This is a genomic window from Nonlabens tegetincola (genome assembly GCF_002117085.1).
In the GTDB taxonomy this organism is placed as follows: Bacteria; Bacteroidota; Bacteroidia; order Flavobacteriales; family Flavobacteriaceae; genus Nonlabens; species Nonlabens tegetincola.
The window spans coordinates 1,492,234-1,507,189 of the sequence record NZ_CP019342.1; the positions used below are offsets into that span (position 1 = coordinate 1,492,234).

14 protein-coding genes are annotated in these 14,956 nt (G+C 35.7%); 10 read left to right on the forward strand and 4 right to left on the reverse strand.

Annotated elements, in window-relative coordinates; translation table 11 throughout:
- Positions 1-3: 3 nt before the first annotated feature.
- On the reverse strand, positions 4-2,625 hold the full coding sequence (gene alaS, locus BST91_RS07100; RefSeq protein ID WP_085774954.1) for an alanine--tRNA ligase: 2,622 nt from the start codon (positions 2,623-2,625) through the stop codon (positions 4-6).
- A 174-nt stretch (positions 2,626-2,799) separates the two neighbouring features.
- Between alaS and BST91_RS07105 the strand changes: the two genes are divergently transcribed.
- Genes BST91_RS07105 through BST91_RS07130 form a run of 6 tightly spaced genes read left to right on the forward strand, consistent with a single transcriptional unit; the run spans position 2,800 to position 9,006 of the window.
- Positions 2,800-3,780 carry a M23 family metallopeptidase gene (locus BST91_RS07105; RefSeq protein WP_042280406.1) on the forward strand — a complete coding sequence of 327 codons (981 nt, stop codon included), beginning with the start codon at positions 2,800-2,802 and terminating at the stop codon, positions 3,778-3,780.
- A complete protein-coding gene (locus BST91_RS07110; RefSeq protein ID WP_042280408.1) occupies positions 3,780-4,109 on the forward strand; it encodes a MerR family transcriptional regulator in 330 nt (109 codons plus the stop codon). Before BST91_RS07105 ends, BST91_RS07110 begins: the two co-directional genes overlap by 1 nt.
- Before the next feature lie 24 nt (positions 4,110-4,133).
- On the forward strand, positions 4,134-5,195 hold the full coding sequence (locus tag BST91_RS07115) for a glycosyltransferase (protein WP_085774955.1): 1,062 nt from the start codon (positions 4,134-4,136) through the stop codon (positions 5,193-5,195).
- Complete coding sequence (locus BST91_RS07120) at positions 5,188-6,567, forward strand: O-antigen ligase family protein (RefSeq protein WP_085774956.1); 1,380 nt, start codon at positions 5,188-5,190, stop codon at positions 6,565-6,567. The genes BST91_RS07115 and BST91_RS07120 overlap by 8 nt, the downstream gene beginning before the upstream one ends.
- Positions 6,564-7,574 (forward strand): glycosyltransferase family 4 protein, encoded by a 1,011-nt coding sequence (locus tag BST91_RS07125; protein ID WP_085774957.1) that lies wholly within the window; start codon positions 6,564-6,566, stop codon positions 7,572-7,574. The genes BST91_RS07120 and BST91_RS07125 overlap by 4 nt, the downstream gene beginning before the upstream one ends.
- A gap of 37 nt (positions 7,575-7,611) precedes the next feature.
- Positions 7,612-9,006 (forward strand): exopolysaccharide biosynthesis polyprenyl glycosylphosphotransferase, encoded by a 1,395-nt coding sequence (locus BST91_RS07130; protein WP_244895589.1) that lies wholly within the window; start codon positions 7,612-7,614, stop codon positions 9,004-9,006.
- A gap of 1 nt (position 9,007) precedes the next feature.
- Here BST91_RS07130 and lnt read toward each other — a convergent pair whose 3' ends face one another.
- Positions 9,008-10,630, reverse strand: a complete 1,623-nt coding sequence (gene lnt / locus BST91_RS07135) for an apolipoprotein N-acyltransferase (protein ID WP_085774958.1) — start codon at positions 10,628-10,630, stop codon at positions 9,008-9,010.
- A gap of 24 nt (positions 10,631-10,654) precedes the next feature.
- The gene (locus BST91_RS07140) at positions 10,655-11,731 is read right to left on the reverse strand and encodes a putative type IX sorting system protein PorV2 (RefSeq protein ID WP_082586959.1); all 1,077 of its coding nucleotides are present in this window, start codon (positions 11,729-11,731) and stop codon (positions 10,655-10,657) included.
- 101 nt (positions 11,732-11,832) lie between these two features.
- Here BST91_RS07140 and BST91_RS07145 point away from each other — a divergent pair, with 101 nt between their 5' ends.
- Complete coding sequence (locus BST91_RS07145) at positions 11,833-12,591, forward strand: CDP-alcohol phosphatidyltransferase family protein (RefSeq protein WP_085774959.1); 759 nt, start codon at positions 11,833-11,835, stop codon at positions 12,589-12,591.
- On the opposite strand, the gene lptB is transcribed toward BST91_RS07145, so the two are convergent.
- Positions 12,588-13,337 (reverse strand): LPS export ABC transporter ATP-binding protein, encoded by a 750-nt coding sequence (gene lptB, locus BST91_RS07150; RefSeq protein WP_042280419.1) that lies wholly within the window; start codon positions 13,335-13,337, stop codon positions 12,588-12,590. The genes BST91_RS07145 and lptB overlap by 4 nt on opposite strands.
- A gap of 78 nt (positions 13,338-13,415) precedes the next feature.
- Between lptB and BST91_RS07155 the strand changes: the two genes are divergently transcribed.
- The 3 genes from BST91_RS07155 to BST91_RS07165 all read left to right on the forward strand — a co-directional run bounded on the left by BST91_RS07155 (position 13,416) and on the right by BST91_RS07165 (position 14,768).
- On the forward strand, positions 13,416-13,649 hold the full coding sequence (locus BST91_RS07155) for a hypothetical protein (protein WP_042280421.1): 234 nt from the start codon (positions 13,416-13,418) through the stop codon (positions 13,647-13,649).
- Entirely contained in the window at positions 13,642-14,214 is a 573-nt protein-coding gene (locus tag BST91_RS07160) for a phosphatase PAP2 family protein (RefSeq protein WP_085774960.1), read from the forward strand. Before BST91_RS07155 ends, BST91_RS07160 begins: the two co-directional genes overlap by 8 nt.
- Before the next feature lie 158 nt (positions 14,215-14,372).
- Positions 14,373-14,768, forward strand: coding sequence for a hypothetical protein (locus tag BST91_RS07165; protein ID WP_042280425.1), 396 nt, complete (start codon positions 14,373-14,375; stop codon positions 14,766-14,768).
- Positions 14,769-14,956: the final 188 nt, after the last annotated feature.

The window sequence follows — 14,956 nt, forward strand, 5'->3', positions numbered from 1 at the left end:
AAACTAGTTTAATAATTCTCTAGCCGCTTGTAGCGCTTGATCTATTCCTGCTGGATTTTTTCCTCCTGCTGTTGCAAAATGGGGTTGTCCTCCACCACCACCTTGTATAAACTTACCTAGTTCTCTTACAATTTGTCCAGCGTTCAATTTCTTTTGATCTACAAGATCCTTTGAGATAATTACAGTAAGTGTTGCTTTATCACCTGTGTTTGATCCGATTATTAGAAACAAGTTAGTAATCTCTTGATCGATTGAAAATGCCAGGTCTTTAACAGACTTTGCATCTAGATCAGTCTTTGAAGCAATAAATTGAACACCATTTATATCTTCTGCGCTATCAATCAACTCTTGTTTTAGATTGCCTGCCTTAGCTTTTTTCAATTCCTCAATCTCTTTTTTAAGATTCGAATTTTCTTCTTGTAGGGATTGAATAGCTGTTACAGGTTCTTTTGCATTTTTTAATAGAGCTTTAATCTGCTCAAAATGTTTTGATTGATCATAAAAGAAATCCTTAACTGCATCGCCAGTAATAGCTTCGATACGGCGTATTCCTGCAGCTACTGCAGATTCATTTGTGATTTTGAAATGCCACACATCACTGGTGTTTTTAACATGTGTACCACCGCATAATTCATAACTGCTTCCAAATTTTATGGTACGTACTACGTCTCCATATTTCTCGCCAAATAAACCTATCGCACCATCTTTGATGGCATCTTCATAAGTATTGTTTCTATTTTCTTCCAGTTGTAATTGTTCAGCAATACGAGCATTTACAAAATCCTCAACTTGTTTAAGTTCTTCAATGGTTACTTTAGAAAAATGTGAAAAGTCAAAACGCAAACTAGCACTGCGTACCATACTTCCTTTTTGTTCTACGTGAGTTCCTAAAATTTTACGCAACCCTTGATGTAAAAGGTGTGTAGCTGTATGGTTAGCACTGGTTCTAAAACGCTGCTTTTGGTCAACTTGAACGATGAACGTTCCTCCTAACTCTTTAGGCAGGTTTTTAGTTATATGCACTGTTTGCCCGTTTTCTTTCTTAGTATCAATGATGTATACCGTATCGCCATTTACACCTTCAATATATCCCTTGTCTCCTGTTTGTCCACCACTTTCTCCATAAAAAGGTGTCATGTTAAATACAAGTTGATAGCGATCACCATCTTTTTTAGTGGTTACTTTCCTATATTTTGATATACGTACTTTGGCATCTAGTTTATCATAACCAATAAATTCCTGTGTATCATCATCACCTAGTATTACCCAGTCAGACGTTTCTGTTTCACTTGCCTTTCTAGAACTTTCTTGTTGTTTTTTTAAAGCAGCAGTAAATCCTTCTTCATCCATTTTGAGTTGTTGCTCGCTTAGAATAAGTCGAGTAAGCTCTTTTGGAAAACCATAAGTATCATTAAGTTCAAATGCTTTTTTACCTTCTAGAGTATCCTGGCCTTGTGATTTTAAGTTAGCAATCATGCTATCAAGCAAGGCTAAACCATTTTCTAGGGTGCGTAAGAAAGAAATCTCCTCTTCTTTGATTACATTTAAAATCAAGTTCCTTTGAGATTTCAACTCAGGAAACGCCTCACCTAATTGTTTGGATAAGGTCGTTACTAATTGATAAATAAAAGGTTCCTTTCTATCCAAGTATGTAAAGCCATATCTTATAGCTCTTCTTAAGATCATTCTTATAACATAACCAGCACCATTGTTTGACGGTAATTGACCATCAGCAATAGAAAAAGATACTGCTCTCACATGATCTGCGATTACACGTATTGCAATATCTTCTTGCTCTGTTTTTCCATAAGCATGACCGGTAATAGTTTCAATCTCTCGAATTAGCGGCTGGAAAACATCAGTATCATAATTTGACTTTACTCCTTGTAAAACCATAGCCAAACGTTCAAACCCCATTCCAGTATCTACATGCTGTGCAGGAAGGTTTTCTAAAGAACCATCAGCAAGTCTATTAAACTGCATGAATACAAGATTCCAAATTTCAATCACTTGTGGATGATCCATATTGACTAGTGTAGCACCGTCAACCTCTTGTTTTTCCTTGTCGCTTCTAATGTCAACATGAATTTCAGAACAAGGACCACATGGCCCTTGTGCACCCATTTCCCAAAAGTTGTCTTTTTTATTACCGTTCAGGATTCTATCCTCAGCAATGTGTTGTTTCCAGAAATCATATGCCTCGGTATCGCGTGATAATCCTTCGGTATCGTCGCCTTCAAAAATAGTTACATATAAATGATCTTTAGGAATTTTATATACTTCTGTAAGCAGTTCCCAAGCCCAATCAATAGCTTCTTTCTTAAAGTAATCACCAAAACTCCAGTTACCTAGCATCTCAAACATGGTATGATGATAGGTATCAACTCCTACTTCTTCTAGGTCGTTATGCTTACCACTTACTCGCAAACACTTCTGACTATCGGCAACTCTGTTATTCTTTGGCTCTGAGTTTCCTAGAAAGTACTCCTTAAATTGATTCATCCCTGCGTTTGTAAACATCAAGGTAGGATCGTCTTTTAACACCATAGGTGCGCTGGGTACTATTTGATGACTTTTTTCAGCAAAAAAATCTAGAAAAGTCTGTCTTATCTGCTTAGAATTCATACTGGTGGTCTATGAGTTTTAATTTTATATTTTTGTAAAAATCGGTAAGGGCAATTTCCTGCATCAATTAAGTACTTTTATTACTTATTTTGATTTTTATTATTACGCTTTCGCGAAAGCGTAATAAACTAAAAACAATACCGTTTTCAACACAGCAAAAATAGTATAAAAAGCATGTCTAAAATTAAGTATTACTACGATTCTGAAACTCTATCCTATAGAAAGGTGGAACGCAAGAAGCGTCATGTATTTTTTAGATTTATAGGATTCCTCGCTGCGAGTATGCTTTTTGGCCTATTATTCTTCTTCATCATTAATCAATACGTGGAGTCTCCTGCGCTGGTAGACGCCAAGGCCGAAAATGAATTTATGAAGCTCGAGGTTGAAAAAGCAAATGAACAAATAAACAATCTGGCGCAAGTCATTGCCGAGGTTGAGGAGCGCGATAACACTATATACCGTATCTATTTTGACGCTGCGCCTATAAGTGACGAGCAGCGCATGGCCGGTTTTGGTGGTGTAAATAGATACAAGGATCTTGAAGGTTTTAATACCAGTGAACGAGTTATACAGCTTAAAAAAGATATTGACCAACTTAAAAAAAGAGTGGCTATACAATCACAATCGCTTGATGAAATCGCAGAATTAGCCAAGGACAAAGAAAAACTTCTCGCTTCTATTCCAGCGATTCAACCTGTACGTAATCAGGATTTAACAAGGATGGCAAGTGGTTATGGGTATAGAACCGATCCTTTTAATAAAACAAGAAAGTTTCACTACGGAATGGATTTTACTGCTCCTAGAGGAACACCTGTGTATGCAACTGGTGATGGTGTTGTTACAAGAGCAGATGCTAACAGCTCGGGTTATGGAAATCACATAAGAATTGATCATGGTTTTGGTTACATCTCGTTATACGCGCATTTAAATGCGAAAAATCCTTACAACGTGCGTGTAGGACAAAAAGTAAAGCGTGGTGACATAATTGGTTATGTAGGTAGTACAGGACGCTCGCAAGCTCCTCATTTACATTATGAGGTATCTAAGGATGGAGAGCGCATCAATCCTATCAATTTCTATTATGGAAATTTATCTCCTGAAGAGTTTAACGAATTGCTGAAGAAATCGCAGCAAGAAAATATTTCTCTAGATTAATGCATATCGACCTACCTGAAAAATTGTATTACAGTATAGGCGAGGTGTCTAGAGCTTTTGATGTTAACCCTTCACTAATCCGGTATTGGGAAAAGGAGTTTGATGTCTTACAACCCAAGAAGAATGCTAAGGGTAATAGGAAATTTACAAAAGACGACATCAAAAATTTACAAACCATCTATCGATTAGTAAAGGAACAAGGTTTTACACTTGAAGGTGCCCGCGAATACATGCGTACACACAAAAATCAATTAGATAAATTTGATATTATTCAAAAATTAGAAAACGTCAAGGCCGAACTTCTTAAGATTAAAAAGCAAATGGATTAACCGTAAAGGTGATCCCATATTACTATGAAAATACTTCAAGTAATAGATAGTTTAGATGCTGGTGGTGCCGAAAGAATGGCTGTTTCAATCGCCAATGAACTAGCGGCGCATAGATATGATTCTCATTTATGTGTAACTCGCGCCGAAGGGCTTTTAAAGAAAACTATAGATAAAAAAGTAGGCTACATATTCTTGAATCGCAAAGGCAAGTTGGGTATAAGAGGTATTTATAAACTTTATAAGTATGTCAAGAAAAACGACATCACCCATATTCATGCGCATGCAACCTCGTTTTTCCTCGCTGGTTTGATTAAAAAGGCTCTACCATCACTAATCTATATTTGGCATGATCATTACGGCAATGCCGAACAGTTACAGGATAGACCGCAAGGATGGATCAAATGGGCAAGTAATTTATCGTCGCAAAATATTGTTGTCAATGAGCTTTTGTTGGAATGGCACAAAAATATACTGAGTAAAAACAATGCGATATACTTAAAAAACTTTGCTCAAAAAACTGAATCAGATACTACAGAAATTAGTCTACCGGGCAAGCCTGGTAAGCGTATTGTTCACCTAGCCAATTTACGCCCGCAGAAAGATCATCTCAATTTGCTCCAGGCCTTTGAGAAAATAGAAAGTGACTGGGATTTAATTTTAGTAGGTAAGGATTTTAACGATGACTATAGTGAGCAAATAAAAAATTATATATCAAGCAGAAAATTAGAAAATCGAGTGCATATTTTAGGCGCTAGAAATGAAATAGGCTGCATTCTAGATCAGTGCGACATTGGCGTTCTTTCATCAAAGTCAGAAGGTCTTCCAGTTGCCTTACTTGAGTATGGATTATACAAACTTCCGGTAATTACGACTAATGTAGGTGCTTGTGAAAAGGTTGTTAATAGTTACGGTAAAGTAGTAGCAGCTAATCAACCTCTAGAATTAAATAATGCTATCGAGGAATTAATAAATTCAAAAGAAGAAAGGGAACAACTGGGTACTGCTTTTAATAAGCACGTACTTTTGAATTATGGGGCTACATCCTACATTAATCAACTTGTAAACCTGTATAAGTCGCATGTTTAAAATTGAAAAACTTTCTTATCCGGTTTTAATAATCGCACACATTGTGCTTACTATCTTTATGATAGCTATTCCGTTTTTGGTCAAAGTGTACTTTTATGGAATTACAGGATACTTTATACTAAGAGCGTTAACTAATCAAGATCGTGGTCAAGAAGTTTTACTAGCAAGTTTTTATCTCGTTACCTTAGAGGTTTTCCTGCGCATGAATAGCGCATTATTCTTTTATGAAATGATCAAATATTTGGTTATTGTTTTATTAGGATTAGGTATATTTTTTAAAGGATTTTCACTGCGCAGTATTCCATTTGTATTTTATTTATTGTTATTGATTCCCAGTATTGTGGTTGCATCGCAAAACATTCCGTTGGGAGAAAGTTTACGTAAAGCTGTAGCCTTTAATTTGAGTGGTCCGGTATGTCTAGGTGTTACTGCGATCTATTGTTTTTATAGAAAAATTCCTCGTGAAAGATTGGATAGCATGCTCAAATTAGGAATTTGCCCATTGGTAATGACTACTTTTTACTTATTCCTGGTAACGCCAGATGTAAGAGATGTTGTTACTAATACAGCTTCCAACTTTGCTGCTTCAGGTGGTTATGGTCCTAATCAAGTGGCAACGGTTTTGGGAATCGGTATGTTTATATCCTTTGCACGGTTTATTATCATTAAAAACAGACTGCACAATATTATTGACATCATACTCTTTATCGCCATGACTTATAGAGGTTGGGTAACCTTTTCACGTGGTGGAGTGATCACTGCCTTTTTAATGATTGCAGGACTTTTAATTACTGTAATATTTTTAAAACGATCTGAATTTAAATTCTCATTCCTTCCTAAACTAGGTGTTCTTGCTGTAGGTTTATTGCTAGCTTGGGGTTACACATCGCTTGCTACTAATGGTATGATTGATAAAAGATATGCTAATCAGGATGCCGCCGGTAGAGCCAAAGATGATTTATCTACTGGTAGAACAGAGTTGATTCTTATTGAACTACAAGCTTTCTTTGAAAACCCGATCGCAGGAATAGGCGCAGGACAAGTAAAATATTATCGAGCCCAAAAAGATGGAATTGTAGCAGCTTCACACAACGAGACCAGCCGATTGTTATCAGAACACGGTAGCATCGGTATTCTTTCTATAATTGTATTAATTATCACGCCCTTATTGTATCGCATTACAAATCGAGGGAATATTTACTTCTATCCGTTTCTTATTTTTTGGATTGCAACAATAAACCACAGCGCCATGAGGATAGCAGCACCTGCATTTATTTATGGATTCTCACTTTTATACGTTACCTACCCTACTAAGAAAGTTAACAAAATAGAAGATCCTACTCCAGTACTCGAACCAGCAACTAGCGTATGACACGTATTGTTTACATAGGAAATCAACTATCAGGTAGTGGTAAATCCTTAACAACCATTGACACCTTGGCTCCTTTATTGAAAAATTTAGGCTATGAGGTTGTAACAGCTAGTTCTAAACAAAATAAGTTGTTAAGGCTACTAGAAATGGTGTATACCGTGTATAAAAACAGTTCAAAAACTAATTATGTTCTCATAGACACCTACAGCACCTTGAACTTTTGGTATGCCGTAATTGTAGCACGAGTATGCAGAACAATGAATCTCAAATACATTCCGATATTGCATGGTGGTAACTTACCTCAACGTTTAAAATCCCATCCTAAAACTATATTAAAGTTTCTCAATAAGGCTTACAAAGTGGTAAGTCCTAGTGATTATTTAAAGGACGCTTTCGCGAAAGCGATCACTCAAAAAATCGTTCACATACCTAATAACATAGAGTTACAAAACTATCCTTTTTTACATCGCCAGGCAGCCAAACCTAAATTATTATGGGTACGGTCATTTGCGCACATTTACCAACCCAAAATGGCGGTACAAGTACTTCATAAATTACAATCCGTTTACCCTAATGCCGAACTATGCATGGTAGGACCCGATAAAGATGGAAGCCTAGAAGAATGTAAAGAAATGGCAAATTCATTAGGGCTTTCAATAAATTTTACTGGCCTTTTAAGCAAAAACGATTGGATCTCATTGAGCAAACAATACGATGTGTTTATAAACACCACCAATTTTGACAATTTACCAGTGAGCCTTTTAGAAGCAATGGCGCTGGGATTGCCTATTGTAAGTACAAATGTAGGCGGAATTCCATATATAATAAAATCAGGAAAGAACGGGTTATTATGTGAAGCACAAGACGTTAACGGCATGGTTTCACATATAAAAACATTAGTTGATCAACCTGAACTTGCTAGCAAGCTTAGTAAAAATGCTAGATCCTATGTTCAATTTTATGATTGGGATCAGGTACAACTTCTATGGAAAGAGTTGTTAACCTAGTATATAATTTTATCTTTGGGTTTTTTAAATCGAAACCGTGCCCTCAAAAAATTCGATTCACTTTGAGATTTCTGAACGTAAAATTCTATTACGAGTTCTAGATGTACTGGTAGTATTGACTGCCCTAGAAATAGTCGGTTTTTATTTTGAGTTTGATTATTTTAGAATTACTGCCGAGCAGTGGAGCTGGACCATAGTATTAACAGCTTATTTACTGTTTTTCAACACGTTGTTTGAATTATACAATCTAGTAAGAGCTAGTCGAATAACAAGTACTTTGAACAGTGTAATAACCGCGAGTAGTTTAACCTCACTTGCCTATTTACTTACGCCCTTTTTTACACCTACCTTACCCGAAAACAGGTTACAAATATTGTTTTTCTATCTGGCTTTAACTCTTTCTATGTTGCTGTGGCGTTCAATCTATATTAAACTTTTTGCCAGTTCTAGATTTGACAAAAAAATTGTTTTATTAGGAAACGCTGAAGATATCACATTAGTAGCTCAAAATTTAGAAGAAGCAAATCCTTATTACAAGGTAATCGGTTATTTAAACACAAACACAAAAGCCAGTCTTAAAGGCCAGTTTATAAAACTAAACGAACTTACTATAACACAAGCGCAAGAGCTACTCAAATCAAATGAAGCCACAGGTGTTGTCGTTTCAGGCAATCAAATTGATGGTATTACACCCCAGGTTTATAACTGGCTTATTGAATTGGTGGAATACGGTCATGAAGTACGAGAATACACACAAGTTTATGAAGAAATGACTGAACGAGTACCCGTACAATTTATAGGTAAAGACTTTTATAGGTTTTTCCCCTTTGCCAGAAACAATCAAAATGCCTTGTATCGATTTTATCATCGAACCATGGACATTGTTTTGTCATGTATAGGATTGGCATTGGGAATTCTATTACTACCCATAGTACTTTTAGGAAACTTACTGGGTAATCGTGGTCCTTTACTATATAAACAAGAACGAGTAGGCATTAATAGAACTGGTTTTTATATATACAAGTTTAGATCTATGGTGACTAACGCCGAAGAAGGAGGCGCTCAATTCGCAAAAAAGAACGATGTTAGAATTACCAAATTCGGAAGGTTTTTGAGACGTTCAAGAATTGATGAATTCCCGCAATTTATTAATATCCTTAAGGGAGACATGAGTATTATTGGTCCTAGACCAGAACGTCCAATTTTTGTTAAGGAATTATCCAAAAAAATCCCCTTTTACGATACGAGACATGTTATAAAACCTGGTTTAACCGGATGGGCACAAGTAAAGGCAAAATATGGTGAGACCGATGATGATCACTTACGTAAATTACAATACGACCTGTTCTATATAAAAAAACGTAGTGTTTTTCTTGACATTAGAATAATTGTCAAAACTTTGAGTACTGTCTTATTCTTTAAAGGACAATAGCCTATTTGCGCTTCATGACGCCTCGACGAGTAAAAGAGAATAGAAAGATCCCAAGCATTAAAAAGACACTTACCCGTGCGATAAAGTCTCCGTGCTTCACGTAAAATGTGATTTTGTTATTGGGATAAATGGTTCCTTTAAGCGCTCCTTTTTTTTCGTATCCTAATGTGGTAATGATCTTACCGTAATCGTTAATCACAGCACTAATACCTGTATTTGCACTGCGAGCAATCCATTTTCTAGTTTCAATAGCTCGCAATCTTGCTAGACTTAAATGTTGCTTGTGACCTTGAGTATTTTGCCACCAACCATCGTTGGTAATGATACTTAAAAATTGAGCACCATTATTTACATATCCGGTTACATATTCACCATACACAGACTCATAACATATAATAGGAGCTACTTTTAAACTGTCTCTAGTAATAAAAACTTCACGATCTTCTTGTGTCGTTTTTGTGGCAACCGTACCTCCTAAATCCAACATCACGTCTCCTAATATTGGTTGTAACACGTTCTTATATGGGAAATTTTCAACTCCTACAACCAGTTTAGATTTGTGATAAAGCTCCACTGGATTTGTGGAATTCATAAACACCGCACTATTATAGTCGTTATAGTAAAAATCGCCATTTTTAATGTAGTTAGTTTGTGAAGTGGCCTTGTCTTTATTTTTGAAGCTATCGCCTAATGATACACCACCCAAATAATAGGTATTAGGATAATCAAATAGAAAACGTTTAATCCTATTAAGAGCAGGATTTCTATTAATTCCAGTAAGTCGCATACCAGATGCCAAAGTAGTTTCTGGAGCGATAATAAGTTTAGTGTTTGTAGTAATAGAATCTACAGCGAGAGTCATTAAATTCTCTGCCATTTGAGAATTAGAAATATCATATTTCTCTGAATAGGGATCTATATTTGGTTGTAAGATTACTACCTCTGTTCCTTCAACATCATTTGTTATACTATTTATAGACAGAAAATGTGATAGGGATATTGGCAAAGCAATAATTAGCAACGCAGGAATACCATAACGTATAGTAATTTCTTTATTTGAAACTGAATTTTCTTTTCTGCTAGAGTATTGTAACCAGGCATTATATAGTAATGTATTTACCACAAGCACCCATAAACTTCCTCCAAAAACACCTGTAAATTCATACCATTGAATCCAACTCACAGATTCACTAAAACCATTACCTAATTGCAACCACGGCCACGAAAAATCCCAATGTAGATGTAAGTATTCAAAGGATAACCAAATAGCAATAAAAAATGATGAAGAAGTAAATCTACTCACTTTTTTAGAAACCAAATGATACACTAAAAAAACGAGTGCCATAAGCAGGCTATTTACCAAAACAGCAAACCACATTCCAAAAGCACTGCTATAGTACAACCAACCTGTTGTAACGATATTCCAAATGAAAAAAGTAAGGTAAGCATGCAAAAACACCTTCCATTTCACCGCCTTAACAGCTGTTTTATTAATTCGGTAATGAGCTATAAACAAGGGTATAAAAGCAATGAATAACAAACCAGCAAATCCATTAGTAGGCCAGGCAAACGCAAGTAACAATCCTGATAAAACGCTAAGTATTGGATTTAAAAAATTCTTCATTAAGATTGCTAGTTAATTTTAATACTATCGCGAGAATACAGACAAATCGATATTTACAGAAAACACGTTGCTATACAAATCATCACCGTTACCAATATTTGTAAGTGCATAGTCCACAGATATACCTCTGTACTTAAATCCAACTCCGATATTCGGTTGAAAATTTAGGGTTTCGTCACCATCAATACCTTGTACGTTTTGAAAGTTACCAGCGCCAGCTCTTACAAATACCATATCTATATAACCGTATTCTAGCCCAATGGCAGGCGTAGCACTTACACTAGATGAAGAAATAATATCATTAGTCTGAATGAATCGCATGTTTAAATCAACCTCGGCAGTGAGAATATGGTCGTAGTGAAATTCAAAAGTTCTTGCTACACCTATTTGTAATTTAGGTAAGGTTACTTCAGTAGTTTCTGGAAGATCTTGATTTTGATTTTCAACGGCACCTCTCACTTCTTCAAACTTCTCCTCATCGATGGTCCATGTATTATAGGTAGTAGTAATATCACGTGCCATCACTCCTATTTCCCAATCACCTCTTTTAAATTGAGCTCCTACATCAAACCCAAATCCCCAAGAATTAGCAAATTCTCCTATAACCCTACGTATCACTTTAAAGTTTCCACCATAGGTAAAGCCGTCCAACTTTGCCTCGCGTGCATAGCTTACTGTGAATGCCCAATCGGCAGTTGAAAAGGTTGAAATACGATCGTAATTGATGTTTCCTTGTGAATCAATTAATTGAGTGGTATTTAAAATATCATCAACAGAGAAACGAATAAGTGATGCCCCAAAACTACTTTGATCATCAATGGGCATCGCAAATGCTGCATAATTGTACTGGGCAATATTTGCAAAGTAGCTACTGTGCATGAGTGACAGTTCCTTTTGTTCCAATCTCATGAGTCCAGCTGGATTCCAGTATCCCGAATTTACATCATCGGTTTGAGCGACTACAGCATTACTCATACCTAGCGCAGCGGCGTCTACACCTATATTGATAAATTCATTTGAGTAGGCTGCTGTAGTTTGCGCTTTCGCGAAAGCGAAACACATCACAAACAAACCGGTAATAACAATTTTTTTCAACGCCATTCTTGTACGCAAATATCCGTTTTTCTGATGTAATAACTACTATTATCGACTGATATTGCTTTGTTCTATGTAGAGCACTGGTTTTTGTGCATATTTGTGTTATGAAAAAACAGGTACCTAATTTAATTACACTACTTAACTTATTGTCTGGATGCGTGGCTGCTGTCTATGCTTTTCATGATAATCTACAGATGACATTGCTTTTTGTAGCGATAGGTATAGGGTTTGATTTCTTTGACGGATTAGTTGCTAGATTATTGCAGGTGCAAGGTGAGCTGGGCAAACAATTGGATTCTCTAGCAGATATGGTTACTAGCGGACTAGTACCAGGAATTGTTATGTTTCAATTGTTACAGGATGCTACTGGTATTACTTTGTTTGAAACAGGTGTTGAGTTTACTACAGCGAGTGCGCAGCAACATGTTTTGGCTTATTATATACCATGGATTGGTTTTTTTATAACAACTGCTAGCTGCTACCGACTGGCTAAATTTAATATTGATACTCGCCAGACTGATTCCTTTATCGGTCTTCCTACTCCTGCTAATGCTCTATTCATTATATCGCTAGGTTTGATCACACAGACTACTCAAATAGATTGGATTTATTTTTCATTAACTAATGAATGGGTCCTGCTTGCCATTACTGCATTGAGCTGCTTTATTTTGAATGCCGAATTACCCTTGTTTGCGCTCAAGTTTAAGTCATTCTCAATTGCCAAAAATAAATTGAGATATGGTTTTTTAATTACTTGTATCGTTTTACTCTCGTTGCTGGGATTACTTGCTATACCATGCATTATAATCCTGTACGTGGCATTGAGTATGATTACTGAATTTATAAGCAGTAAAAAATCCTAATCTTCAAAGATTTTCTTTTTTCTGAGTTCAAAGTTTTGACCTAGGTAAACTTTTCTCACTATTTCATCTTCTGCTAGTTCTTCTGGAACTCCATGTTTAAGAATAGTACCTTCAAACATCAAATAGGTGCGATCTGTAATAGCTAGTGTTTCTTGAACGTTGTGATCGGTAATTAAAATACCAATATTCTTTTTAGTCAATTGAGCAACAATACGTTGTATATCTTCTACTGCTACTGGATCTACTCCTGCAAAGGGCTCATCAAGTAAAATAAAGTTTGGGTTTGTAGCTAGTGCTCGTGCAATCTCAGTACGCCTGCGCTCTCCACCAGATAATAAATCACCACGACGCTTGCGACGCTCGGTCAAACCAAATTCTTCTAGCAACATATCGCAACGTTCTCTTTGCTCTTTTTTGCTAAGATCTGTAAGCTGTAAAACTCCCAAAATGTTGTCCTCGATACTTAGTTTTCTAAAAACAGAAGCTTCTTGAGCTAGATATCCAATACCGCTTTGCGCTCGCTTGTACATAGGATATTTTGTAATCTTTTGATCGTTTAACCAAACATCACCACCAGTAGGTTTAATCAAACCTACGGTCATGTAAAAGGAAGTTGTTTTACCTGCACCGTTAGGGCCTAACAAACCAACTATTTCTCCTTGATTAACATTGAAAGACACTCCTTTTACAACTGGACGGCCTTTATAAGATTTTTGAAGATTATCTGCTCTTAATTGTTGTTGCATGCAGCAAAGTTAGTTTTTTATGGGCTACTGTCACATAGACCGATTTAATTTGTTTCTTTGTAATCGAATATAAGCATTATGACAATACCTAGATTTCTTTTAGGAGATAACGCCAGTTATCCAGATGATATTTTTATTATACACACAGAATATCCTAGATTTATTATCAATTTAAAGGATGATAGTATCGAGTTTTTGGAAGAAATAAGTAAAGCTGATAAAGAGGATCTTGAAGAGGAAACTAAGAATTTAATTGAAGAAGCTTCTAGATTCTACGACGAACAGATGGAATTCTACGAAAACAATGAATGATATCAAACAAATAGATTGGGACCTTACGGTTATTCTTAATGATTGGGGAAATGATCAAGTTGATTTATTTTTTAATGTGGTCACCCATAAATTTTATGCTATACCATTGTATTTGGTCTTTTTGTATTTCCTTTATAAAAAAATGGGATGGCGCAATTTGCTTATTGCCCTAATTACTATTGCGCTAGTTATAGCTGCTAGTGACCAGCTAGCTAACCTATTCAAAAAAACTCTAGTTTTAAGGTTAAGACCTTTTAGAGAACCAGCTCTTGAAGGGTTAATTTCAAAGGTAGGTAAAAGCGGTGGCCGTTACGGTTTTTATAGTGGGCATGCGAGTAATGCCATGGCTGTGGCTGTTTATTTATGGTTCCAGTTCAAGAATCATTTTAAGTGGCTGGGTATTATTGCTCTTATTTGGGGTATACTAGTGGTATACAGCCGTGTGTACCTAGGCGTTCACTACCTAGGTGATGTATTAATGGGAGGTTTTATGGGATCTCTTTTAGGGTATGCAGGCTATCATTTTGTACCATACGGTAAGGATGAAGTTCATCGAGAAAGTTGACAACTACAAGGTTTTCTTAATCTCTTGACATTCCGTTTTTTTTGAACTAATTTTAAGTGTTACTTTTGCAAAAAATTAAACATTTGTTTATTTTTTGACCTACCAAAAAAATCTTTGATTAATTAAGTTGCTTTTTAAGCATTATTTTATTGGACAGAATGAAAGAAATAATCTACAAGGATTTAGGATATGCGGAACTTTACTGTTTTGAGAATTACATTATTTCTCAAGTAAAGGAAGGGACTATAATTTCTCCAGATAAAAATAAAGATCTGGATGAAGTCATACAAGAACACTATGAAAATAGACCTGTGGTTTATTTATCAAATAGAACGTTTGACTACAATGTAATGCCTACCACTTATTTAGAGTCTGCGATGATAGAAAATTTAATAGGTGTTGGTATTATCACTCAAACAGGTATTAACAAAAGAAATGCTGAATTTGAGAGTAGTTTTTTCAAAAAAGAATTTATCGTACTGGATTCACTTTTGGACGGTATTTTATGGGCTGAAAACCTAGTTAAAGAATATAGTATTAAAAAGCTGAAATAATTAAGGCATTCTTTTTATAATTATGAAAGCTCCTGAGAAATCAGGAGCTTTTTTTATAGTGTAAATGGCAAGATAGATGTTTAGCTAAGCGGAATACACTTAACAAGTCTCCTTAGGACTTTATAATGAATGATGACGATAATAAGCAGGTTCTTTTTACTCTAAATACTATTATTAAAGCAACTAAC